Consider the following 21,622-nt stretch of genomic DNA (forward strand, 5'->3'; position numbering starts at 1 on the left):
ATTTATGGCAGACATACCCCTTCCCCCGGGCTTCACCGTCCAGAAGCTGGCCGAAGTCCAGCGCGCGTTCGAAAGCGCGCTTGGCGCCGATCAGGTGTTCTTCACACCGCTCGACCGCGCCAGCTACAACGACAAGTTCTGGGTCGATCCCGTGGGGCACAATCCCTCCGGCGCGATCGCTCCCGAAAGCGTGGAGCAAGTCCAGGCCGCGATAAAGATCGCCAACCAGTACAAGATCCCGCTTTGGCCGATCAGCCGGGGCAAGAACCTTGGCTACGGCGGCAGCGCCCCGGTCCTGTCCGGCACCGTGGTGATGGACTTGTCGCGGATGAAGAAGATCGAGTTCGACCCGGAGACCGGCACCGCGGTGGTTGAGCCGGGGGTCAGCTTCTACGACCTCTATGACTATCTCAAGGCCAACAACCTCCCGTACTGGATCTCCACCCCCGGCAACAGCTGGGGCTCGGTGATGGGCAACGCGCTCGATCGCGGGGTCGGCTACACGCCTTACGGGGAGCACACGAAGCGGATCAACGGGCTGGAAGTCGTCCTGCCGACGGGCGAGCTGGTCCGCACCGGCATGGGCGCGTTCACCGGCGCGCCGACCTGGCAGGCCTACCCCTTCGGCTTCGGGCCCGGGTGGGACCAGATGTTCGTCCAGTCGAACTTCGGCGTCGTCACCAAGATGGGCATGTGGCTGATGCCGGAGCCGGAATCGCTGATGGGCATGGACGTGGAGTTCGACCGTCCGGAAGACCTCAAGGCGATGATCGACACCATCGGCCCGCTGCGCCGCGAAGGCGTGCTGCAGCAGAGCCCGTCGATCGGCAACTGGCTGCGCGCCGCCGCCGTGCTGACCACGCGCGATGAATGGACCGACAAGCCCGGCGCGCTGGGCGAGGACGTGATCGACGCGATCCGCAAGCGCTTCAACATCGGCTGGTGGGGCGTGTCCCTGCGGCTTTACGGGCGGGAATCGGTCAACAAGGCGTCCTATCGCATTCTTGAAGACGCGATGAAGTCGATCAACCCGATGCTGATCAAGCCGACCAGCTGGGTGCGCGGCGAACCGATCGAGCACACCGGCTGGACCGGAACCCCGATCACCTTCCCGATGCAGAACGTCAACTGGTACGGCGGGCGGGGCGGCCATGTCGGCTTCTCCCCGATCCTGAAGCAGGATGGCGACGCCGCGCTGGCCCAGTTCAAGCGGACCTACGCCCGCTATCAGGAATGGGGCATGGACTACCAGGGCAGCTTCGCCTTCGGGGAACGGCACCTGACCAACGTCAACGCGATGATCTTCAATCATGACGATCCGGAGATGATGGCCAAGGTCGATCCGTTCTTCCGCCAGCTGGTCGCCGACGCCAAGGAGCACGGGTACGGCGAATACCGCACCCACCTCGATTACATGGACCTTGTCGCGGCTACGTATGATTTCAACAACCACGCGCTCTGGCGGCTGAACCAGACAGTCAAGGACGCGCTCGATCCCAACGGCATTCTCGCCCCGGGCAAGAGCGGCATATGGCCCAGCGGAATGGGACCGAGGACGGACGCATGACCATGAAGAATCTTCTGCCGCTCGTCGCGCTGGGCGCGCTTGCCGGATGCGCGCAAGCTGCGGGCGGCGATCTCGGGGAAGGGCAACCCGTGCCCGTCACGGCCGGATCGTCCGCTGCCGGATCGACCGCTGCCGCAACGGCCAACACTCCCGCGCATCCCGCTGCCCCTCCGGTGGCCATGCCGCCGCAGGGCGGAATGCCGCCGGGCGGTCCGATCGGGCAGCAGGCGCAAGGCGGACCGCCGCCGATGCCCGCACCCGTCACCGCCTCCGCCCGGATCAACGCGACCGGGGGCGAAAAGCTGTATCTCGAATACTGCGGCATGTGCCACACCGCGAACGGGATGGGCTTCGGCTTGCTCGGCCGCCGGCTGGATGAGCCCGATCTCGAAAAGCGCACCGATCTGGTCGATGCGTACATCACCCTCGCGGTCCGTCGCGGGATCGGCAACATGCCGCCCGTGCCGCGCGGGGAAGTCAGCGACGCGCAACTCGCCGAAATCACCGAGTACCTGCTGCGCAACAACCCCGACGCGGGAGGCGCGAAGTGATCCGCGCCACCCGCCGTCAGGCGATGGGCGGGCTGGCAGGCGCGCTGGCGGTCCCGACCGTCGCGGGTCTTGCCGGATGGCGCTGGCAGCGTGGAGAAGGCTCCCGCCTGATCCACGATCCCGCGCTGGAAGCGGGCCGCCGCTTTGCCGCTGCCGGGGCCGCTCGCGGCTCCCGCGTGCAAGCGGTTGAGGGTGACCGCATCCGCTTTGCCCGGACCCTGCTGGAAGAAAATCCTGCGCTGATCGCCGGGGTCACTCGTCACGCCGATGCCCTGCTGATCGCGGATGTCGCGCGGGAAGCGGGCTACACCAGCGTGGCGACGCTGCATGGCCGCGCCGGGGCCTGCACCGGCAACGAATGCGCCCCCGGCTGGACCGCGCTGGGGCGCATGGCGCAAGCGGCGGACTCCAACTGGGTTGAAGCGCTGGCGGATTATGCCGCGAATCCGGAAATGCGAGCCCAGACGCTGGCCTCGGCTTCAGCAATGCCGCGGAGCGATCGCGGGCTGGTGCTCGGCTGGGTGCTGGCGCGGGCCTAGCAGGTATTCGGGCTGCCCCTGCCCCTCCCGCTGGCGGGAAGGGCAGGGGCAGGCTCTTACTTCTTGATGATCAGCGAATCCGGCCGCTTGCGGGCAACCCACTGGCCGCGTCCGGGGAAGTTCTTCAACACTTCGCCGTCCCACAGCCGCACGATGCGGCGCTTGAAGCGCCACTTGCCGTTGGCGCCCTTGACCGCGTGATCGTCGTACCAGCCGGTAAAGCGCAAGGTATAGGGCGGTTCGCCCTCGCACTCGGTGACGAAGGCGAACCCGCGCATCTTCACTGATCCATCGTCCTGCGGCATGTACTGCACTTGCGTGACGTGGTGCTGGCGGCCGGGAAAGCCAGGCGCGTTGGCGTAGTGACGCACCAGGCCGCGAATGCCATCGTGCCCTTCCCAGATGTCAGGGTCCTCGAAAACTTCCTCGCTCATCAGGCAGTCTTCGGTGAAGCACTCCACCAGCGCGTCCGCGTCACCCATGTCCAGCGCCCAGCTGTAGGCGGCGATCAGGTCCTGCAGGGCAAGACGGTCCTCAATTGAAAGCTGCATTCAAATCCTCCCAATTCTTGCCTCAACCGTAACACCCGTTATTATTCCCCGCAAGCAAGGGCAGTTCAGCCCGGGAGAGGGATCGCGTGAAAAAGATCATCGTGACCGGCGCTTCGTGCGCCACGTGGGCATGACCCGCCTGACGTTCAGGATCGCTCTCGCCTCGGCCGCGCTCGCGGTCGTGGCCGCCTGCACGCAGGGGATTGCCGGGCCGACGCAGGAAGCCGGCCGCATCGGCGCAGCCGATGACTGGAACAATCCCGGCGGCGACTGGGCGGAAAGCTATTATTCCCGCCTGACCCAGATCGATTCGGGCAATGTCGGAAAGCTCGGGCTGGCCTGGGAATACGACCTTGGCACCACCCGCGTGCAGGAAGCGACGCCGGTGGTGGTGAACGGGGTGATGTACACCTCGGGCAACCTCGGCCGGGTCTACGCGCTCGATGCCGCGACGGGCCGGGAGCTGTGGACGTTCGAACCCGACGTCGACATGCAGGCGAACCGCTATGCCTGCTGCGATCAGGCCAACCGCGGCGTTGCGGTGGCGGGCGGCAAGGTGTTCGTCGGCGCGCTCGACGGCTGGCTCTACGCGCTCGACGCGAAGACCGGCAGCGTGGAGTGGAAAGTTGATACCATTGCCGACCGCAGCCGCGGCTACACGATCACCGGCGCGCCGGAAATCGCCGGCAATCTGGTGGTCATCGGCAATGCGGGCGCGGAATACGACGCGCGCGGCTACGTCACGGCGTACGACATCTCCAGCGGCGGGGAGGAATGGCGCTTCTGGACCATCCCGCACGATCCGAAGGAAGGCCCGCAGGAAAGCCCGGAACTGGAAGCCGCGCTGAAGACCTGGGACCCGAACAGCCGCTGGGACATCGGCGGCGGCGGCACGGTGTGGGATGCGATCACCTACGATCCGCAGTTCGACCAGGTGATCATCGGCGTCGGCAACGGCGGCCCCTATCCGCAAGCGACTCGCTCGCCTGCGGGCGGGGATAATCTCTATCTCGATTCGCTCGTCGCGCTCGATCGCAAGACCGGGCGGATGAATTGGCATTTCCAGGAAACCCCGCAGGACAGCTGGGATCTCACCGCCACCCAGCCGATGATCCTGGCGAGTCAAACGGTGGACGGGCAGGAACGCCCCGTGGTGCTGCATGCGCCGAAGAACGGCTTCCTGTTCGTGGTCGACCGCGAAACCGGCAAACCGGTCTCCGCCAGCCCGCTCGTGCGGATGAGCTGGGCCGATGGCTTCGACAGCGAAACCGGGCGGCCAAAGCTGACGCCGGAGTATTCCGAGTATTCCAAGGGCGCGAAGATCGTGTTCCCGGCCTCCACCGGCGCGCGCAACTGGCACCCGGCAGCCTACGATCCGGAACGCGATCTCTACATCGCCTCGGTGGTGGACATGGGCAACCTGATGTTCATCCCGCCGGGGCAGGAAAACCCGGTACACAAGGCCCGGGGGCTCAACGCGGGCGCGGCGCTGATCTTCACCCCCGATCTGGAAGAGGCGCTGCCCAGCCTGCCGCCGCCGATCCAGGAACAAGTGAAGGCGCTGCCGCAGTGGCAGTGGGTCAAGGACAACCCGTGGTCCAGCCAGGTCCGCGCCATCGATCCGCTGACCGGCAAGGCCAGGTGGGCGGTGGACCGCGAAGGCTGGCAGGATCGCGGCGGCGTCATGGCGACGGCCGCCGGCCTGGTGGTCTACGGCACGCTGTCGGGTAAGCTGGTGGTACGCGATGCGGACGACGGCAAGCTGCTGAAGATGATCGAGACCGGCAGCGCGATCCTCGCCGCGCCGATGACCTACCGGGTGAACGGCGAACAATTCATCGCCGTGCAGACCGGCTGGGGCGGGGGCGGGTGGGGCTTCATCCCCAGCTATTCCGCCGCCTACAGCCGCGAGAACACGAACCGCCTGCTGGTGTTCAAGCTGGATGGCGGCGACGTCCCGCTGCCGCGTGAGCTGCCGCCGCTGGAAGTCGCGCCCAAGCCGCCGACCCAGCTGCTCAACGTCACTCCGGCAACGATCGGCTACGGACAGGCCCTGTTCACCGAAAACTGCTCTATCTGCCATTCCAACCAGCCGCGCGCGCCGCTGCCGGACTTGCGCCGGATGCCGCAGAGCGTGCACGACAATTTTGAGAAGATCGTGCTTGGCGGCCTGATGAAGCCGCTCGGCATGCCCGCGTGGGACGATGTGCTCTCGCCCGATCAGGTCAAGGCAATCCACGCCTTCCTGATCGACGAGCAAGGCAAGACCCGCGCGCGCGAACTGCAGCTGAAAGCGGAAGGAAAACCGCTCGACAGCCGCAGCCTGTCCATCCTGTCCAATTTCTGACCATTCACTGGAGAACAAGCATGACATCCACCCTGACCCCCGAAGGCGTCAACGTCCGCCATCCCGACCGGCTCTTCATCGGCGGCGACTGGGTCGAAACGCTCAGCGGGCGTGAGATCGAGATCGTCAGCCCCAACAGCGAGGAAGTCGTCGCCCGGGTCGCCGAAGCGGGCGAAAAGGACATGGACCGCGCAGTCGAAAACGCGCGCGAGGCATTCGACAACGGCCCCTGGCCCACCACGCCGCCGCAGGAGCGCGCCGCGTTGCTGATGAAGATGGCCGAATACCTCGAAACCCGCGTGCCGGAACTCGCCGCTGCGTGGACCGCGCAAGTCGGCGGCCTCGCCAGCTTCGCTCCGCAGATGCACGGCGGTGCGGTGATGGGCCTCAAGGGCATTGCCGCGCTCGGCAACACCTTCCCGTTCGTCGAAAAGAAGCCGAGCGTGATGGTCGATACCGCGATCATCGCGCGCGAACCGGTCGGCGTCGTCGCCGCCATTGCGCCGTGGAACGCCCCGTTCGGCATCATGGCGAACAAGGTGTTCTATGCCCTGGTGTCCGGCTGCACGGTGATCATGAAGCCTTCGCCGGAAACCCCGCTGGAAGCGTACATCATCGCCGAAGCCGGTGAAGCCGTGGGCCTCCCGGCCGGCGTGCTCAACCTGGTCCCGGGCGAACGCGAAGCATCCGATCACCTGGTCAGCAATCCCGGGATCGACAAGGTGACCTTCACCGGATCGACCGCGGCAGGCAAGCGCATCGGCGAAGTCTGCGCCAGCCGGATCGCCCGCTGCACGCTGGAACTGGGCGGCAAGTCGGCCGCGATCGTGCGCGACGATTTTCCGATCGAGGCAGCAGCCCAGATCCTCGGCAACACGATCACGATCATGAGCGGGCAGGTCTGCGCCATGCTGAGCCGCGCGGTCGTGACCAAGGACCGGCACGATGAACTGGCCGACGCGATCGCGGGCGTGATGAAGGGCATCAAGATCGGCCACAGCGAAGACCCGTCCACCCAGCTTGGCCCGCTGGCGATGAAGCGCCAGCTGGAACGCGTCGAAATGTACGTCGAGGAAGGCCGCAAGACCGCGGATCTCGTCACCGGCGGAGGCCGCCCGGCGCACATGAACAAGGGCTACTTCATTGAGCCGACCCTGTTCGCCAACGTCGATAACCAGAGCCGCATCGCGCAGGAGGAAATCTTCGGCCCGGTCCTGTGCCTGATCCCCGCAGAGGATGAGGAAGACGCGATCCGCATCGCCAATGAAAGCAACTTCGGCCTCAACGGCTCGGTGCTGACCAACGACGCCGACGCTGCCTACCGTATCGGGCGCCGCGTGCGGAGCGGCGGCTTCGGCCAGAACGGCATGAAGCTGGAATTCGGCCTTCCGTTCGGCGGCTTCAAGCAGTCGGGCATCGGCCGCGAAGGCGGTGAGGAAGGCATCTGGCCTTACGTCGAGACCAAGACCCTCCTGCTGGACGGCGAACCCACCAGCCTGTGATCAGGGTGCGGGCGGGAGTCTTGCGGCTCCCGCCCGTTGCTTCAGGATACCGGGTATCGCGAATGCCCGCTTGAGAACCGAAGGGCACCCGGGACGTTACTGCGGGGTTTCGTCCATCTCGTCGGCGGCGTTCTCAAGCGAATCCTTCAGCTGTTCGCCCTCTTGCGCGACGGCTTCGGCCTTGCGTTCGACGGCTTGCTCATCCGGCGCGCCCTGGGCGAACGCTTCCATCATTTCCGCGTCAGCTTCGGCAGCCTCATCCAGCGCAGTCGCCTGCTGTTCGACTTCGTTTTCCGCCTGGCTGTCGCAGGCCGCCAGCGCCAGGGAGGCGAACGAGGTAAGCAGCGCATTCCTGAAGATCTTCTGCATTGTCACTCCTGCTTTAGGCGCCGAACCGAACGACATCGTTGCAAGGACACTCGCTTACGGCGCCGACTTCAATGTGCCGCCTGGCCGGAGGTTCCTTGAACAGCGCGGTGTGAGCGGCCGGTTGCACTCGCCTGCCAGCGGAACGTTGCCGCGGGCAGGCCATTCTCCCGACAGGACGGCGGCAGGAGAGAGATGATGAACAGCGCGAACGATGAAAGCAATGTGGTGGTTGATGCGCTTATCGGCGCGGCGGCCGGCGCGGCGGCGGTCTGGGTGATGGGCCGGGTGGACTGGTTCAACTTCAAGCACGAAGACCCGGAAGCACGCAGGCGCACCCAGGCTGTCCGGCCCGGCGGCATGGATCCAGCCCACGTCCTGGCGGACAAGGCGGCCAGTGCGCTGGGGAAGGATCTTGAGCCGAAGGAGATGAGCGCCGCTGCGCTGTCGATCCATTACTCGCTCGGCGTTCTGCCCGGCGCGATCTACGGCGCGCTGCGGGCCCAGACGCCGGAACTGACCGCAGGACGCGGCACGCTGTTCGGGCTCGGCCTGTTTCTCCTGCAGGATGAAGGCCTGAACGCCGTCACCGGCTTGTCGGCAAAACCGCAGGACTACCCATGGCAGGCCCACGCGCGGGGGTTCGTCGCCCATGCCGTTTACGGGCTGGTCCTCGATTCCGCCTTGAGGCTGACCGACGGCCTGCGCGGCAAGGACTGAAGCCCAGCGGCGCCGGATACAGTGCGACAGCCGGCGGCAGAGAGGCCTCCTCCTGCCTTCGGCCAAGGTGTCTTGCTTGCACGCGCCCAGATACAGTCTCGCGACCCGGAGTGGATATCTACACTCGCCGGTCCGGTTACCCAGTCTGCTCGTGCATTAAGCAAGGCATGGAGCAATACGGGACAGCCGATGCGCGGATCGGAACTTGGCACTTATCCCGACGGCAGCGGCGCCGGGAATCCACCCATCGTTCAGTTGGCGGTGGCCGGAGCGGCCGCCGCCTCCGCGGCAGCTTTCGCTTCCCAGTAGAGCGCCTCCGAGAGGTACGCGGCGAGATTGGACTTGCTGAACTGAACCTCAATTCCGTCAAGCATGCATGGCCCCAACTTGGGTATGAGTGCTCTCAACGCGTTCTCGAACTGCGGTTCGCCTGGAATTCCGCCGACGAAGGCGCGGGCATTGGCCTCATCGGCCCGTACGATGCAGCTCGCGAAGTCGAGCATCGTTGCGATGGCTACCTGAGCCTGGTTTTCGCTGGCGACGAACTCGAAGTAGTTGATTGGTTCGGCGAACATCGTGGTGGGTCTGTCGGCCCAATCCTGCAAGTAGAACGCACGGAATATCGCACCGCGCATGAGCTGCATGGGTATCTGCAAGTTCGCGTTGCGCAGACAGTTCGGCTGTCTCAGCGCCTCCGATTGCCGTTCCGTCAAGGACGTCGGCTTCAGCGATAGCATGGGGCGCACCGCGTCTTCGTCGTTCTGCACGACGCAGCGAGCATACTCGAATGTCGTACGCAGCGCGCGGTCTTCATCCGAAAGACTGGCGTCGGTTGGCGGTTTGGCTGGGGCAGGTCGACCAACGCGGGACCCGGTCGGTATTTCGACCTGCGCGGCGGCTGGAACGCCGGTGGTGATGCACCCGACTGCCAGAACAGAAATCAACTGCCTTGCGAAAGCCATCGCCCACCCCCCTTGTATAGCAGGCCACTTGTTCAGGCCTTGCGCGTGTCTGTCGATGTCCCCCCAGACAGTCGTGCGATCTTCACCCTGGTACGAAGCCGAGTCAAGCAGGGGCTGCGCCGGATGCAATCGGGGACGGTGTGCCCCGGAAAAGCCGGCAGGAAGTAACTGGCTTGCAGGGAGAGAAGGGGCTGATCCTAGCTGGCGCTCGGGAGCGTTTCCCTACAGGCGTCCTTCTTGTCCTCCCCGCATGGGGAAGTCAGGCTTTCCTACACGCCCCGCGCCCCATCAGGTTCTCCCACCCGCTAAAGGAGGAACTCGCGATGATCCGCACCGTACCGCACTCGCCAGCCGGTGGATCGCGCCTCGTCCTCGAAACATTTTCAGGCAGCCGCGCGAAAGAATATTTTATTTTCTCACGACGCCCGGAATGTCATCCGTGAGGGGGCAGGCTCTTGTTTTCACAAGGAAAGCTGGCCCCGACACCGGAGGTAGGACATGTCAACCGTGTCAACCTCGCAGCCCGTCACAGCTTCTTGGTGTTCGGATCGATCCTGGCATCGGTCTTCAGCATCGGGTCCCAATGTTCGGCGACCTTGCCGTTCTCGATCCGGTAGAGGTCGAACCAGGTGGAGTAGTATGTTTCCCCGTTCGCGTCCTTCTCCGGGCGGACGAACGCGGTGGTGACATAATCGCCTTCCGCCATCAGGTGGATCAGCGGCATGTCCAGCACGTCCTTGATCGGCCGCTCGGGCCGGGTGGAGCGGACATAGTCGATCAGTCCGGCGCGCCCTTGCGCGGCGTTGGGATTGTGCTGGATGTAGTCCTCGGTGATGAATTCGTGCGCCCGGTCGGCAAGGCCCGCCTGCAGCACGATGCGGTACATGTCGTAAACCAGCCGCTTGTTCGCCGCGAGCTGCGGGTCGTCGCTGGCGAGCAGGGCTGCGTGGTCGCTGGCGACCGTCGGTGTTTGCGCCATGGCCGTGTTATCTCCCAATGTGGCGCAGCCGGCCAGCAGGACGGCCGCGGCTGCGCTGAAAATCCGCTTCATGTCTTTTCGTCCCGCAATTGCATCGTGCAAACCTTGGGCGATCTTGCGACGGGTGGAAACACCCCGCAACCGGAGCCGCGCAAAAAAGGGAATAACTTCGGGGGGGCCGGTCCAATGCCCGGTGCACCGCAAAGCCGCACCAAGGGGGTGACGGACCATGAAAGGCGGGCTAGGGCGATCTGGAAATGACTTTGTCCGGAAATTGGAAATGACTTTGTCCAAAATGACGCTCCGCTCCCGCTTGCTGACCTCCTTGCTGCTCTCGGGTACAGCCGGGCTGCTTGTCACCGCACCCGCTGCCGCGCAGGAGGCGGGATCGCCGGCCGAATCGATTATCGTCACCGGGCAGGGGCTTCCGGCCACCCCCGCGACTCCGGCATACGATACGGTCGTGCTCGATCGCGACCAGATCGTGTCCACTGCCTCCGGGCGGCTGGAAGACGTCCTGTCCTCCATCGCAGGCTTCCAGCAGTTTCGCCGTTCGGACAGCCGCTCCTCCAATCCCTCGGCGCAAGGGGTAACGCTGCGCGCGCTGGGCGGCAACGCCACCAGCCGGGCGCAAGTCCTGCTGGACGGGGTCCCCCTGTCCGATCCGTTCTTCGGCTATATCCCTCTGTCCGCCGTCGCACCGGAGCGGCTTGGCAGCATCCGGGTGACTCGCGGCGGCGGCTCCGGCCCGTTTGGCGCAGGCGCGCTGGCCGGGACGATCGAACTCGACAGCGCGGATGCCCGCACGCTCGGCTTGTTCAGCGGGCAAGCCCTGGTCGACCAGCGCGGCGATACCGAAGTGAGCGCAACTGCCGCGCCGCAAGTGGGCGATGGATTCGCCGTGCTCAGCGGGCGGTGGGACCGGGGGCAGGGCTTCTACACCACGCCGGAAGACCAGCGAGTCCCCGCCACCTCGCGCGCGAATTACGAAAGCTGGTCCACCTCGGCTCGGCTGGTCCAGCGGCTCGGCAGCAATACGGAACTGCAGCTGCGGGGGCTCGCGTTCAACGATGAACGCACCTTGCGCTTCGAAGGCGCGGATTCCTCCAGCGAGGGGCAGGACATCAGCGCCCGGCTGGTTGGGCGCGGCGACTGGAAGTTCGATGTTCTCGGGTATGCCCAGTGGCGCAACTTCACCAACACGGTGATCTCGTCCAGCAGCTACACGCGGGTGCTCGACCAGAAGGATACTCCGTCAACCGGGCTTGGCGGCAAGATCGAAGTGCGCCCGCCGGTGGGGGACGACCATGTGCTGCGCGTCGGCGTGGACTACCGCCGGTCGGAAGGCGATCTGGCGGAAGATCGCTACAGCGGCGGCACGGGAGCCTTGATTGGCCGTCGTTTCGCCGGGGGCGTCAATACCGACCTCGGCTTGTTCGTGGAAGACGACTGGCTGCTTGGCCCTGTGATCCTGACGGGCGGCCTGCGTGCCGACCGCTGGACGATCGAGGATGGCTATTTCCGCGACCTGACGGCCTCCGGATCCGTGGTCGAGGATAACCGCTACGACAGCCGCAGCGACTGGACGCTGTCCTATCGCGCCGGGATCGTGGTTCCGGCTACCGAGACGCTGCGGCTGCGGGCTGCGGCTTACAGCGGCCTGCGCCTGCCGACGCTGAATGAGCTCTACCGTCCCTTCGTCGTCTTCCCGGTCTTCACCAACGCCAACGCGCAGCTTCGGCCCGAACGGCTGGAAGGGTACGAAGCAGGGTTGGACTGGCGCGTGGCCCCCGGGGTCACGCTCGCGGTGACCGCGTTCGACAACACGGTGGAGAACGCCATTGCGAACGTCACTGTTGAGCGGAACACCCGCCAGCGGCAGAATCTCGACGCCATCGACGCCCAAGGGGTGGAATTCAGCGCCGCCGTGGAGCGCGGGCAGCTGAGCTTCGACGGTTCGCTGGCCTATACCGATGCAGAGGTTGAGGCGAGCGGGGTTGCCGCCGCACTCGACGGCAACCGTCCGCCGCAAACCCCTGAGTGGGCGGCCAGTGGCACGGTGTCCTGGCGCCCGCGCGCGCACACGCTGTTCGCCGCCACCTTGCGCCATGTCGGGGAGCAGTTCGAAGGCGATCTGGAAGACGATGTGCTGACCGCCGCGACCACGCTCGATCTCTTCGCGCAAGTACCGGTGCGGGGTGCGCTATCGCTTGTGGTGCGGGGAGAAAACATCTTCGACGAAGAAATCGTCACCCGCAACGACGGCGGTTCGATCGACCTGGGTGTTCCGCGAACGCTCTGGGCCGGCGTGCGGTACGGTTTCTGACGGGGCGGGAGCGCGCAAAGCCTCTATCGGGTGCGCTCCCTTGGCAGCTTTTCTTTGCGGAAATATTGCTGCCGGTGGGGGAACTACCTAGTTCGCGCGAAAAATATCCAAACTTTTGTTATCGCATTCCCACGTATGATGCGCGATACTCCCCCGTCTGTTGGGGGCCTTATGCAGAGCTACCGGCTTGTTTTCGGCAAGGGGTTGGAACCTCGCGAAATGGTGGAGTTCGAGGCAGCAAGCCTGTCGGCCGCGTTGCAGTTGGCCGACAGGAAGATCGGAGACCGCGCGGCGGAAATCTGGGAAGATGGCAACCGCCTCGCCCGTATCCGCAAGGCGCGCTCCCGCAATGGAATATTCTGGCAAATATCCTGAGGCCGATCAGGCACGCGCCCGCGTTCCGCAAGGGGTGTGACTGACGGTCAAATCGCGTAAACGGGTTGCAGACTAGGAGAACGCAATGCCCGCCTTACGCCCCGATATCGATCCGCAGGGACTTCTCGAGTATTCGGTGGTCTTCACCGATCGTTCCCTCAATCACATGAGCCAGGCCTTCCAGCAGGTCATGCGCGATATCCATACGGGCTTGTGCGAAGTGTATCGCGCGGACCGGGCCGTGGTCGTGCCGGGCGGCGGCACCTACGCCATGGAGGCCGCCGCGCGGCAGTTTGCCACCGGTCGAAAGGCAATGGTGATACGCAACGGCTTTTTCTCCTACCGGTGGTCCCAGATCTTCGAGGCAGGCGCGATCCCGTCCGAGGAAATCGTGCTGAAGGCGCGCCGAGTCGGCGACGAACCGCAGTCTCCGTTTGCTCCCCCACCGATCGCGGAAGTGGTGGACCGGATCCGGAATGAGCGCCCCGACGTCGTGTTCGCTCCCCACGTTGAGACGGCATCGGGCATCATCCTTCCCGACGACTATATCCGGGCAATCGCCGATGCGGTGCACGAGGTGGGAGGGCTGTTCGTCCTCGATTGCATCGCATCAGGCTGCGTCTGGGTAGATATGGCGCAGAGCGGAGTCGATGTGCTGATCTCGGCTCCGCAGAAGGGCTGGTCCGCTCCCCCCTCGGCCGGGCTGGTTATGATGCGCAGTAGTGCGCTGGAGCGCTGCCAGGCGGCTAAATCGACCAGTTTCGCCATTGATTTGGGCAAGTGGCTGGGGATCATGGAAGCGTATCTGGGCGGCGGGCATGCCTATCACGCGACGGTGCCGACCGATTCGCTGCGCGTGTTTCGCGATGCGATGCTGGAGACCCGCGACATCGGGTACGACAAGCTGTGCGCGGCCCAATGGGAACAAGGCAACGCAGTTCGCGCAATGCTCGCGGAACGCGGCGTAAGATCGGTAGCGGCCGAAGGCTTCGGCGCCCCCGGTGTGGTTGTGTCCTTCACAGCCGATCCAGAAGTGCAGAACGGCCGCAGGTTTGCGGAAACAGGCCTGCAGATTGCGGCCGGCGTTCCGCTGATGGTCGATGAAGGACAGGATTACCGCAGTTTCCGGATCGGCTTGTTCGGTCTCGACAAGCTGAAGAACGTCTCGGCGAGCCTCACCCGGCTCGAAACGGCGTTCGACCAGGTTTTCGGATGATGCAGCCTGTGGTCAGTGGGCGAATCTGCCTGCCGCTCTGGCTGCGGTAGGATCACGGCGCTTGGTCTGGTGCCGAGAGAGAATGCTCGGCAGAGGGAGTGCGTGATCAGGTCGTGCGGAAATCCACAATCTGTCCGTCGCTGCGAAAGGTGCAGGTGAACTGTCGCTCGTACCGGTCGTTTCCTGCAATGCGGCCATCCACGCGGACCGAATCCCTGCTCTGTTGCACGTTGGCGATGCTCACCCGGCCGTATTGCGATGCTTGCTGACCACACGCGTTAACGGCGGCGCGTTCAAACTCATTGCCGCTGGTCTGATTACTCGCCCCACCCAGGACGGAGCCGCCTAGACCGGAGCCGCCCAGCACGGAACCAAGGATCGCTCCCAGTGGGTCGCCGCCCATCCCGGACGCACACCCGCCGAGCAGCAATGTGCCGGCAACAACAGTGGGAAGAACTATCTTGCGCATTGAGGTCTCCGTCATGCGCCTCGTCACGGCGTCGTACCAGGTTCTAAGACTACGCGGGCAACAGAGGATCGTTCCATGTGCAGCGCCAGAGGGCGCGCCTCGCATCTGGTCCCAAGCCCTCGGGCTTACTGTGCAGTGTCCGCTTTCCACTGCGTGAGGGATGTTCGCAAACATGTCCTGGCTGCGGAGAGAATCGGATTGCCGAACACGGGAGTGATCCCGCGCGCTGCGGACCTTCGGGGCGGCGGGAAAGTCGGTGCATCCGCTATCCGATAAACCGTCTGATGGACGAATCGACGCCGCCGCCATTGATGCGCGTGCTGTCCGGAACGAGTTAGGGGCAGTCGCCGGATCACTACGACTGTCAGGCGAATGCAACGGTCGCTGGCGGAGACGGAGGGATTCGAACCCTCGGTAGGGAATTTATCCCTACGGCGGTTTAGCAAACCGCTGGTTTCAGCCACTCACCCACGTCTCCGGCTTGCGGCGGCGCTGCCTATAACCGCGGTGGGTTGACGCCACAAGTGGGGCAGACAAAAAGGTGCAAGGCAGATGCCGAGTCACTGCAAGAAACTGGCCTTCCACCGAAAGATGGCGCCGCACGCGATGGTCCTGCCGCTCAGCCGCAGTTCACGCGAATCGCATCAGGCAGGGACGAATGGAACCGATAGGACTGGAAAACATGATTAAGCATGGCGCTTTCCGCCGCCTCGCCATCAGCGGCTTGCTGGCTGCTTCGGTGGGCCTCGGCAGTATCCCGGTTGCCGCACAGGTGCGCACGATCGATCCCAATGCCGCGATCGACGGCGACCTTGCCCAACCGGAGTATTCCTCGCCCGTCATCACGCCTGCTCCGGCCTATCAACAGCCCGAGTTGCAGCCCGAGGCGCCCATCCCAGCGCCTGCGCCGCCTGCGCCCGCTGCGCCTGCCCAACCGGCTCTCACGGCATCCGCTGGAGAAACCTATCGCGAAGACGACCTGATCGGTGCTGCCGAGGGCGTGTTCGGCAAGGGGGCCGAAGGACTGGCCCGACTGATCGAGGATATCCTGCAGAAGCAGGGTGAGCCCAACGGCTACATCGTCGGGCGCGAGGCGGGCGGTGCCTTCATCTTCGGTTTGCGCTACGGGTCGGGCACCCTGTTCCACAAGGTGGAAGGGCAGCGGCCGGTTTACTGGACGGGCCCCTCGGTCGGCTTCGACGCGGGAGCGAATGCCGCCAACACCTTTGTGCTGGTCTACAACCTCTACGACAGCGAAGAGCTGTATGAGCGGTTTCCGGCCGGCGAAGGGGATGCTTACGTGGTCGGCGGGCTTACGGCCAGTTACCTGCGCAAGGGCAACCTGGTGCTGATTCCGATCCGGGTCGGTGCCGGGCTGCGGCTCGGCATCAATGCCGGCTACATGAAATTCTCCAAGGAGCAGAAGTGGATGCCGTTCTGAGCCGTTAACGCCCTCATTGGGGCTTGCGAGGTGTGCGCGCAGCGGCAATAGCGAGCGCCATGCTCGACAGACTCGAACAACAAGCCCCCGACGCGCTGCTGGCGCTGATCAAGCTCTACGATCGCGATGAGCGGCCGGACAAGATCGATCTTGGCGTCGGCGTCTACCGCACCGATGAAGGCGGAACCCCCGTGTTTTCCGCAATCAAGGCCGCGGAGCGCAAGCTGGTGGAGCAGCAGGATTCCAAAGCCTATCTCGGTCCTGAAGGGGACATGGGCTTCGTCCATGCGCTGATGCCCTACATCTTCGGCGAGAATCCGGCTCGCGGCGGCCGAATCGAAGGGATGCAGACGCCGGGCGGCACCGGTGCGGTTCGCCTTGCGCTGGCGCTTGCGCAGAAGTCCGACATCGGTCGGATCCTGATGGGCACGCCAAGCTGGCCGAATCATGCGCAGATCATCAAGGACCTTGGGCTGGAGCTGGTCGGCTTCGAGCACGCGCACGCAGACGGCAGCGCCGACCTGGAGGCGCTCAAGAACGCGTTGCAGAGTGCACGCAAGGGCGACGCCGTGCTGCTGCATGGCTGCTGCCACAACCCTACCGGCATAGATTACACGGCCGAGCAGTGGGACGAAATCGCCTCCCTGCTGACCGGAAGTCCGGTGCTGCCGATCATCGATCTGGCCTACCAGGGACTCGGTCAGGGCCTGGAGGAAGACGCACAAGGCATGCTCAAGGTGCTCGCGTCCGTACCGGAAGCGCTGATTGCCTACAGCTGCGACAAGAACTTCGGGCTTTACCGTGATCGCGTCGGTGCGCTGTACGCGATGACGGAAAGCAGCGATCAGATCGGTCCCGTGATGTCGAACGGCCACTCCCTCGCTCGCGCGAACTGGTCGATGCCGCCGGATCACGGTGCGGCCGCCGTGCGGCTGGTGCTGCGTGACGCCGACCTCACCCGCCAGTGGCACGAAGAGCTGGACCGCATGCGCGAGCGGATGCGTCAGGTGCGCGATCGTCTTGCCCAGGCCGGAAAGGCCGGAAACGTGGATCTGGCCCCGCTTGGCAAGCAGAACGGGCTGTTTTCGATGCTGCCGCTGTCCAAGGAGCAGATCCAGGCTCTGCGGGATGACCACGCAATCTACATGGCGGGATCCGGACGGATAAACATCGCCGGATTGACGATGGGCAACATCGACAAGTTCATCGCGGCCGTCGCAGACGTCAGCGCCTGACTGTGGACCGGCAGCCGGTCCTGGAAGGGGAGCGGCTGCTGTTGAGGCCGCTGACGGAACAGGATTGGGAAGCGCTGTTCGCGGTCGCGTCCGATCCGGAAATCTGGGCGGTTCACCCGGCGCACGATCGCTGGCAGGAGCCGGTGTTCCGCGCGTTCTTCGATGACGCGCTGGCTCAGGGCGGTGCCTTGGCGATCATCGATAAGGCAAGCGGCCGGGTGATCGGATCCTCGCGCTTTCAGGATTACGAGCCGTCCGGGGAAGGGCAGGTCGAGATCGGTTGGTCGTTCCTAGCCCGCGCGTACTGGGGCCACGGGTACAACTCCGAGTTCAAGCGGCTGATGCTCGTTCATGCGCTGGAGAGCGTCGGGCGCGTGCTGTTCGTGGTCGGTGCGGACAACGTCATCTCGCGCAAGGCCATGGCGAACATCGGTGGCCAGCTTACCGGAGCGACGAGAACCGTTGAGCGCGGGGGAAGAATGGTCGATCACGTGATCTTCGAGATCACGCGGGAAAGCTTCGCAACGGACCGCTGGCAAAGCTGGCGAATTAAGCCTGCAGTTGCCGCATCCGCTGCAGATAGCGAGCGACGGTATCGATCTCCAGATTGATCTGGCTGTTTTCGCGCAAGCGCCCGAGCGTGGTAACCTCGGCCGTGTGCGGAATGATGTTGAGGCCGAAGTGAACGCTGCCGTCCGGCTGGTCCTGAACCCGATTTACCGTCAGGGATACGCCGTCCACTGCGATGGACCCCTTTGGGGCGATCAGCGGCGCGAGTTCAGCGGGCGCAGCAATGGTGAGCCGGGTCGAAGCGCCCTCCTGCCCCGCACTGACGACGGTTCCGACTGCATCCACGTGGCCGGAGACGATGTGACCGCCCATTTCATCACCGAGCTTGAGTGACGGCTCCAGGTTGATTTGGCCGCCTTCGCGCCACATGCCCTGTGCCGTACGAGACAGCGTTTCGGCCGACACATCGACCGCAAACCACGCGTCGCCCGGCTCACCCCCGCGTTCGACTGCGGTTAGGCAGACGCCGGAACAGGCGATGGATGCGCCAATCGCGATGGCGGCGGGATCGAACGGGCAGGCGATCTCCACGCGCAGGTCGCCCCGCTGGTCGAGGCGGCGGATCGTGCCGACGGCAGTGACTATTCCGGTGAACATCGGAGGCGTTCGTAGACGTCCAGCGTGTCGCTGCCAAGCATGCGGCGATCGACCATGCGCCAGCGGCCATGCGCGGCTCCCAGATCAGTCAGGCCGATGTCGCCTACTCCCAGTCTGCCGGCGCCGATCAGGATCGGTGCGCGATAGATCAGCAGGCGATCCACCCGCTCGGCGGCGAGAAAGGCCGCCGCTGCCTGCGCGCCGCCTTCCACGAACAGGTGCTGGATTTCTGCCATTTCCCCAATCGCTGCGGGATTCGGCAGAGCGGTCCAGCCTTCAGGAAGTTCGCCCCTCGTCAGGACGAAGCGCACTGGACTGCGGTGTTCCAGCCCCGGCAACCGCACGTCGAGCAGGGGCAGGTCGGCCCGGAAGGTTCCGCCTCCCACAAGGATCGCGTCGGCCCGTGCGCGTTCACGATGGACGTGGGCGCGCGCTTCCGGTCCAGTAATCCACCGGCTTTCGCCTGATGCCAAGGCGATGCACCCATCGAGCGACATCCCCAGCTTCAGGGTGACATGCGGCCGCCCCAGTTCCTTCTGGCAAAGAAAGCCCGCAAGGCTGGCCCGGCAGGCGGATTCGTCGGCCAGTTCAACCGCCATGCCCGCATCACGCAGCCTTTGCAGGCCGCGTCCGGAGGTGCGCGGATCGGGGTCGCGCACCCCGACCACTGCCCGGGCCAAACCGGCACCCGCGACCCGGTCGGCGCAGGCCGGTCCGCGCTCGCTCCGATGTGCGCAGGGTTCCAGGGTGACGTAGAGCGTGCCCCCTCGCGCTGCGTCGCCTGCGTGGTCCAGCGCAACGGCTTCGGCATGGGGGCGCCCGCCAGGCTGCGTCCAGCCCCGGCCGACCACGGCTCCGTCGGACACGATTATCGCGCCGACACCTGGATTGGGGCGGCTGAGCGGACGGGCCCGTTCTGCCAGGGCAGCGGCGGCGGCCAGCCAGCGCCGGTCCCCGCTAGTCGGCAACCTGCGGGCTTTCCTGCGGTGCAATGCTTGCGGCAGCAGCTGGTGGAGCCGCTTCGGCCACCGTCGGCTCCGGTGCTTCGGCTGCGGCGCGGTCTCTTGCTTCCGCCTCGGCTATTTCCCGCTCCATCGCATCGACGTCGATGAAGGTTGCGCGGCCAAGCTCGCGGTAGATTTCCTTGCGGATCTCCTCTCGCCTCGCTTGTTCAGCAAGACGCTGTTCCTTGCGCTTGTGGGCGGCGAGGTTGGAGGCCAGGATCTCCGCGTCGCTGCGGCCGGATTCCCATGTAGTGATGTAGGTCACCTGCGGCGGGCGCGGCTCGACTCGTTGGCTTTCGGGCAGAAAGTTCCAGAAGATCACGAACGTGAGCGCGCCCGAGAGGGCGAGCACGCGCCAGCGGTACGGGTTTGCCCGCCACGCGAGGGCGAAGTCGCTAGCCGCGCCGCCAGGAGATACGTTCCGCCAGAATTTCATGCCGGCTAGATAGGACAGGGCAGGCCGCTTCGCCAGTCCCGCCCTCTCGCGTTCGTCACGTCTTCAGCCGAACGCGGAATAGAGGGACCGGCCTTCCTGCTTCAGCCAGCGATCGGCAGCGGACACGTCGTCCTCGAACACCTCGCGCAGCAAGGCGTGGAACGAGGGCGAGTGGTCGAAGTGGACCAGGTGAGCCACTTCGTGCGCCACCACCGAACGGCGTACCGCGTCCGGTGCCTGGATCAGCCGCCAGTTCACCCGGATCGTGCTGAGGCCCGACCGGGCGGAGGAGCAGCTGCCCCAGCGCCGCTGGGCGCGGGACAAGCCCAGCCGTGGCAGGGGCTGCCCGGCGCGGGCGCAGTAGTAGGCGAGGTCTTCCTCCATCAGCCGCAAGGCTTCGGCTTCCAGCCAGCGGCGCAGGCGAGGGGCCAGGCTTTCCGCCGGGCCGCCAATGCGCAGGATGTCCTCCTCGATCACTGGCTGACGGGAATGAACAGGGGCCCAGTCGATTTCCAGCGGACGGCCGCGAAAGACCACCGTGCCGCCCGGCGCTGGTGGGCGCGAAACGGGAAGCGCGGCCAACTGGCTTTCGAGCCATCGGGCGCGGCTGCGGGCAAACGCCAGCGCTTCGGCCGTGCGGCCCCAGGTCGGCAAAGTGATCCGGATCGCGCTGCCGTCAGGGGCAAGCCGCATGGTCATCCGCCGGGCCCGGGGATGACGGCTGATCGTCAGCGGCAGGTCGCGCTCCCCCAGACGCAGGACCGGCGGCCGGTGGCTCCGCTTCAGCCAGTCCATCGCCGGCCGGTCCTGCGCCGGTGTGTCGAATCGGCGTCCCATTCGACCATGTGATGCTCCAGCGGGCCGGCTTCGGTCTCGCTGATGACTCGTCCTGCTGCCGAGACGCCTGCGTGCTCCATCGCCTCGGTCGATCCGGTCAGCAGTGGGTGCCAGCCGGGCAGCGGGCGATCTTCGGCCCGGCGGCGGTAGGCGCAGGTTTCCGGCAGCCAAGGCACCTGTTTTACCAGCCGCAGGGTGAGGCGCAGGCAATCGGGAACCAGCGCCTTGCGGTTGCGGTAATCGCTGCAGCGCGCTGTTCCGGTATCGAGCAGTTTGCAGGCCACGTTCGTTTCCGCAATCGCGCCGGTGTCCTCATCCTCCAGCTTGTGCAGGCAACACCGCCCGCAGCCGTCGCACAAGGCTTCCCATTCGGCGCGCGCCAGATCGTCCAGCGGCCGCTCCCAGAAGCGGTCCCTCAGCTCACCCATTGTTCCAGTTCCGCGGCAACGGCTTCGGGGGTGGAGTCGATCGGCAGCAGTGCGATCGGATCTCCTTGCGGCCCCATCAGGTAGGCCGCACGGCTGTGATCCATCAGGTAGCTGTTGTTGCCGCCGTCTTCGCCCCTGCCGTAGTACGCCTTGAACGCCTTGGCCGCTTCGTCCACCTGCTCGGGCGTGCCGGTAAGGCCGACAAGGTCCGGAGAGAACGCGTTCGCAAACTGGCCCACCTTTTCCGGAGTGTCGCGTTCCGGGTCGATCGAGATGAAGATCGGCTGGACCTTGGCAGCAAGTTCCGGCTCCGCCTCCTTGAACTGGTTGTACCCCTTGATCATCCGGCTCACGTCGAGCGGGCAGGCGTCGGGGCAGTAGGTGTAGCCGAAGTAGACGATCCGGTACTTGCCATCGAAATCGGCCCACCGCACCGTTTCTCCCTCGCTGTTCTCCAGCGTGAAGGGGCCGCCGATGGCCGCTCCCGCCAAGGGGGCAGGTTCGGTCGGGGTGGCGGATTCGCCGCATCCGGCCAGCAGCAGGGCAGGCAGGGCAAGCGAGAGCATCGGGAAAAGGGGCTTCTTCATGGCGCGGCGGTTCATGC

23 protein-coding genes and 1 tRNA gene are annotated in these 21,622 nt (G+C 65.3%); 12 read left to right on the top strand and 12 right to left on the bottom strand.

The genetic code is table 11. The annotated features are described in order from the left end of the window. The first annotated feature begins 4 nt into the window (after positions 1–4). From ELY13_RS06875 to ELY13_RS06885, 3 genes are read left to right on the top strand one after another with little or no spacing between them, the layout of a single operon-like run. The gene (locus ELY13_RS06875; protein ID WP_126173142.1) at positions 5–1,567 is read left to right on the top strand and encodes an FAD-binding oxidoreductase; all 1,563 of its coding nucleotides are present in this window, start codon (positions 5–7) and stop codon (positions 1,565–1,567) included. Beyond that, positions 1,564–2,118: a c-type cytochrome gene (locus tag ELY13_RS06880; protein WP_241233579.1), complete on the top strand. Its 555-nt coding sequence runs from the start codon at positions 1,564–1,566 to the stop codon at positions 2,116–2,118. The genes ELY13_RS06875 and ELY13_RS06880 overlap by 4 nt, the downstream gene beginning before the upstream one ends. Then, the gene (locus ELY13_RS06885) at positions 2,115–2,657 is read left to right on the top strand and encodes a hypothetical protein (protein ID WP_126173143.1); all 543 of its coding nucleotides are present in this window, start codon (positions 2,115–2,117) and stop codon (positions 2,655–2,657) included. Before ELY13_RS06880 ends, ELY13_RS06885 begins: the two co-directional genes overlap by 4 nt. A gap of 56 nt (positions 2,658–2,713) precedes the next feature. Here the strand turns inward: ELY13_RS06885 and ELY13_RS06890 are convergent, their stop codons facing one another. Next, on the bottom strand, positions 2,714–3,208 hold the full coding sequence (locus tag ELY13_RS06890) for a nuclear transport factor 2 family protein (protein ID WP_126173144.1): 495 nt from the start codon (positions 3,206–3,208) through the stop codon (positions 2,714–2,716). A gap of 130 nt (positions 3,209–3,338) precedes the next feature. Here ELY13_RS06890 and ELY13_RS06895 point away from each other — a divergent pair, with 130 nt between their 5' ends. Beyond that, entirely contained in the window at positions 3,339–5,555 is a 2,217-nt protein-coding gene (locus ELY13_RS06895; protein WP_126173145.1) for a PQQ-dependent dehydrogenase, methanol/ethanol family, read from the top strand. Between the two features lie 20 nt (positions 5,556–5,575). Further along, positions 5,576–7,057 carry an aldehyde dehydrogenase gene (locus tag ELY13_RS06900; protein ID WP_164549727.1) on the top strand — a complete coding sequence of 494 codons (1,482 nt, stop codon included), beginning with the start codon at positions 5,576–5,578 and terminating at the stop codon, positions 7,055–7,057. 96 nt (positions 7,058–7,153) lie between these two features. On the opposite strand, the gene ELY13_RS06905 is transcribed toward ELY13_RS06900, so the two are convergent. Further along, on the bottom strand, positions 7,154–7,426 hold the full coding sequence (locus tag ELY13_RS06905; protein ID WP_126173146.1) for a hypothetical protein: 273 nt from the start codon (positions 7,424–7,426) through the stop codon (positions 7,154–7,156). A 195-nt stretch (positions 7,427–7,621) separates the two neighbouring features. On the opposite strand from ELY13_RS06905, the gene ELY13_RS06910 reads away from it, so the two are divergent. Then, entirely contained in the window at positions 7,622–8,143 is a 522-nt protein-coding gene (locus tag ELY13_RS06910; RefSeq protein WP_206435995.1) for a DUF1440 domain-containing protein, read from the top strand. Positions 8,144–8,394: 251 nt separating this feature from the next. On the opposite strand, the gene ELY13_RS06915 is transcribed toward ELY13_RS06910, so the two are convergent. After that, complete coding sequence (locus ELY13_RS06915) at positions 8,395–9,105, bottom strand: hypothetical protein (RefSeq protein WP_126173148.1); 711 nt, start codon at positions 9,103–9,105, stop codon at positions 8,395–8,397. Positions 9,106–9,631: 526 nt separating this feature from the next. Beyond that, positions 9,632–10,156, bottom strand: a complete 525-nt coding sequence (locus ELY13_RS06920; RefSeq protein WP_241233580.1) for a nuclear transport factor 2 family protein — start codon at positions 10,154–10,156, stop codon at positions 9,632–9,634. Between the two features lie 208 nt (positions 10,157–10,364). On the opposite strand from ELY13_RS06920, the gene ELY13_RS06925 reads away from it, so the two are divergent. The 3 genes from ELY13_RS06925 to ELY13_RS06930 all read left to right on the top strand — a co-directional run bounded on the left by ELY13_RS06925 (position 10,365) and on the right by ELY13_RS06930 (position 14,001). Further along, positions 10,365–12,410, top strand: coding sequence for a TonB-dependent receptor (locus ELY13_RS06925; RefSeq protein ID WP_241233581.1), 2,046 nt, complete (start codon positions 10,365–10,367; stop codon positions 12,408–12,410). Between the two features lie 204 nt (positions 12,411–12,614). After that, the gene (locus ELY13_RS14975; RefSeq protein ID WP_164549728.1) at positions 12,615–12,785 is read left to right on the top strand and encodes a hypothetical protein; all 171 of its coding nucleotides are present in this window, start codon (positions 12,615–12,617) and stop codon (positions 12,783–12,785) included. Between the two features lie 85 nt (positions 12,786–12,870). Further along, positions 12,871–14,001, top strand: a complete 1,131-nt coding sequence (locus tag ELY13_RS06930; protein ID WP_126173149.1) for an aminotransferase class V-fold PLP-dependent enzyme — start codon at positions 12,871–12,873, stop codon at positions 13,999–14,001. 106 nt (positions 14,002–14,107) lie between these two features. Here ELY13_RS06930 and ELY13_RS06935 read toward each other — a convergent pair whose 3' ends face one another. Both ELY13_RS06935 and ELY13_RS06940 read right to left on the bottom strand, forming a co-directional pair. Further along, complete coding sequence (locus tag ELY13_RS06935) at positions 14,108–14,470, bottom strand: hypothetical protein (RefSeq protein ID WP_126173150.1); 363 nt, start codon at positions 14,468–14,470, stop codon at positions 14,108–14,110. Positions 14,471–14,855: 385 nt separating this feature from the next. Continuing rightward, positions 14,856–14,948 (bottom strand) — tRNA-Ser (locus tag ELY13_RS06940). A gap of 204 nt (positions 14,949–15,152) precedes the next feature. Here ELY13_RS06940 and ELY13_RS06945 point away from each other — a divergent pair. The 3 genes from ELY13_RS06945 to ELY13_RS06955 are packed head-to-tail and all read left to right on the top strand — an operon-like array spanning position 15,153 to position 17,757. Beyond that, positions 15,153–15,911, top strand: a complete 759-nt coding sequence (locus ELY13_RS06945; protein ID WP_206435996.1) for a DUF1134 domain-containing protein — start codon at positions 15,153–15,155, stop codon at positions 15,909–15,911. A 59-nt stretch (positions 15,912–15,970) separates the two neighbouring features. Beyond that, on the top strand, positions 15,971–17,146 hold the full coding sequence (locus ELY13_RS06950) for an amino acid aminotransferase (protein ID WP_126173152.1): 1,176 nt from the start codon (positions 15,971–15,973) through the stop codon (positions 17,144–17,146). 2 nt (positions 17,147–17,148) lie between these two features. Further along, complete coding sequence (locus tag ELY13_RS06955; RefSeq protein WP_126173153.1) at positions 17,149–17,757, top strand: GNAT family N-acetyltransferase; 609 nt, start codon at positions 17,149–17,151, stop codon at positions 17,755–17,757. Here ELY13_RS06955 and ELY13_RS06960 read toward each other — a convergent pair. The 6 genes from ELY13_RS06960 to ELY13_RS06985 form a co-directional block, all read right to left on the bottom strand. Continuing rightward, positions 17,696–18,313, bottom strand: coding sequence for a riboflavin synthase (locus ELY13_RS06960; protein WP_126173154.1), 618 nt, complete (start codon positions 18,311–18,313; stop codon positions 17,696–17,698). The two genes, ELY13_RS06955 and ELY13_RS06960, sit on opposite strands and share 62 nt — an antisense overlap. Further along, complete coding sequence (ribD, locus tag ELY13_RS06965) at positions 18,298–19,281, bottom strand: bifunctional diaminohydroxyphosphoribosylaminopyrimidine deaminase/5-amino-6-(5-phosphoribosylamino)uracil reductase RibD (RefSeq protein WP_126173155.1); 984 nt, start codon at positions 19,279–19,281, stop codon at positions 18,298–18,300. Before ribD ends, ELY13_RS06960 begins: the two co-directional genes overlap by 16 nt. Continuing rightward, positions 19,271–19,753 carry a hypothetical protein gene (locus tag ELY13_RS06970; RefSeq protein WP_126173156.1) on the bottom strand — a complete coding sequence of 161 codons (483 nt, stop codon included), beginning with the start codon at positions 19,751–19,753 and terminating at the stop codon, positions 19,271–19,273. Before ELY13_RS06970 ends, ribD begins: the two co-directional genes overlap by 11 nt. A gap of 63 nt (positions 19,754–19,816) precedes the next feature. After that, complete coding sequence (locus ELY13_RS06975; protein ID WP_241233582.1) at positions 19,817–20,590, bottom strand: M48 family metallopeptidase; 774 nt, start codon at positions 20,588–20,590, stop codon at positions 19,817–19,819. After that, positions 20,536–21,018, bottom strand: a complete 483-nt coding sequence (locus ELY13_RS06980) for a YcgN family cysteine cluster protein (RefSeq protein WP_126173157.1) — start codon at positions 21,016–21,018, stop codon at positions 20,536–20,538. The genes ELY13_RS06975 and ELY13_RS06980 overlap by 55 nt, the downstream gene beginning before the upstream one ends. Then, complete coding sequence (locus ELY13_RS06985) at positions 21,006–21,605, bottom strand: SCO family protein (protein WP_241233583.1); 600 nt, start codon at positions 21,603–21,605, stop codon at positions 21,006–21,008. The genes ELY13_RS06980 and ELY13_RS06985 overlap by 13 nt, the downstream gene beginning before the upstream one ends. Between the last annotated feature and the right edge of the window lie 17 nt (positions 21,606–21,622).

This window comes from Altericroceibacterium xinjiangense (genome assembly GCF_003958635.1).
GTDB lineage: Bacteria > Pseudomonadota > Alphaproteobacteria > Sphingomonadales > Sphingomonadaceae > Altericroceibacterium_A > Altericroceibacterium_A xinjiangense.

Excerpts from the sequence above, each read along its gene's own strand:
- ELY13_RS06980 (WP_126173157.1), bottom strand. The coding sequence starts at position 21,018 with ATGGGTGAGCTGAGGGACCGCTTCTGGGAGCGGCCGCTGGACGATCTG.
- ELY13_RS06910 (WP_206435995.1), top strand. The coding sequence starts at position 7,622 with ATGAACAGCGCGAACGATGAAAGCAATGTGGTGGTTGATGCGCTTATC.
- ELY13_RS06905 (WP_126173146.1), bottom strand. The coding sequence starts at position 7,426 with ATGCAGAAGATCTTCAGGAATGCGCTGCTTACCTCGTTCGCCTCCCTG.
- ELY13_RS06915 (WP_126173148.1), bottom strand. The coding sequence starts at position 9,105 with ATGGCTTTCGCAAGGCAGTTGATTTCTGTTCTGGCAGTCGGGTGCATC.
- ELY13_RS06945 (WP_206435996.1), top strand. The coding sequence starts at position 15,153 with ATGATTAAGCATGGCGCTTTCCGCCGCCTCGCCATCAGCGGCTTGCTG.
- ELY13_RS06985 (WP_241233583.1), bottom strand. The coding sequence starts at position 21,605 with ATGAAGAAGCCCCTTTTCCCGATGCTCTCGCTTGCCCTGCCTGCCCTG.
- ELY13_RS06875 (WP_126173142.1), top strand. The coding sequence starts at position 5 with ATGGCAGACATACCCCTTCCCCCGGGCTTCACCGTCCAGAAGCTGGCC.
- ELY13_RS06960 (WP_126173154.1), bottom strand. The coding sequence starts at position 18,313 with ATGTTCACCGGAATAGTCACTGCCGTCGGCACGATCCGCCGCCTCGAC.
- ELY13_RS06880 (WP_241233579.1), top strand. The coding sequence starts at position 1,564 with ATGACCATGAAGAATCTTCTGCCGCTCGTCGCGCTGGGCGCGCTTGCC.
- ELY13_RS06935 (WP_126173150.1), bottom strand. The coding sequence starts at position 14,470 with ATGCGCAAGATAGTTCTTCCCACTGTTGTTGCCGGCACATTGCTGCTC.
- ELY13_RS06920 (WP_241233580.1), bottom strand. The coding sequence starts at position 10,156 with ATGAAGCGGATTTTCAGCGCAGCCGCGGCCGTCCTGCTGGCCGGCTGC.
- ELY13_RS06950 (WP_126173152.1), top strand. The coding sequence starts at position 15,971 with ATGCTCGACAGACTCGAACAACAAGCCCCCGACGCGCTGCTGGCGCTG.
- ELY13_RS06890 (WP_126173144.1), bottom strand. The coding sequence starts at position 3,208 with ATGCAGCTTTCAATTGAGGACCGTCTTGCCCTGCAGGACCTGATCGCC.
- ELY13_RS06900 (WP_164549727.1), top strand. The coding sequence starts at position 5,576 with ATGACATCCACCCTGACCCCCGAAGGCGTCAACGTCCGCCATCCCGAC.
- ELY13_RS06930 (WP_126173149.1), top strand. The coding sequence starts at position 12,871 with ATGCCCGCCTTACGCCCCGATATCGATCCGCAGGGACTTCTCGAGTAT.
- ELY13_RS06970 (WP_126173156.1), bottom strand. The coding sequence starts at position 19,753 with ATGAAATTCTGGCGGAACGTATCTCCTGGCGGCGCGGCTAGCGACTTC.
- ELY13_RS06975 (WP_241233582.1), bottom strand. The coding sequence starts at position 20,590 with ATGGGACGCCGATTCGACACACCGGCGCAGGACCGGCCGGCGATGGAC.
- ELY13_RS06925 (WP_241233581.1), top strand. The coding sequence starts at position 10,365 with ATGACTTTGTCCAAAATGACGCTCCGCTCCCGCTTGCTGACCTCCTTG.
- ELY13_RS06895 (WP_126173145.1), top strand. The coding sequence starts at position 3,339 with ATGACCCGCCTGACGTTCAGGATCGCTCTCGCCTCGGCCGCGCTCGCG.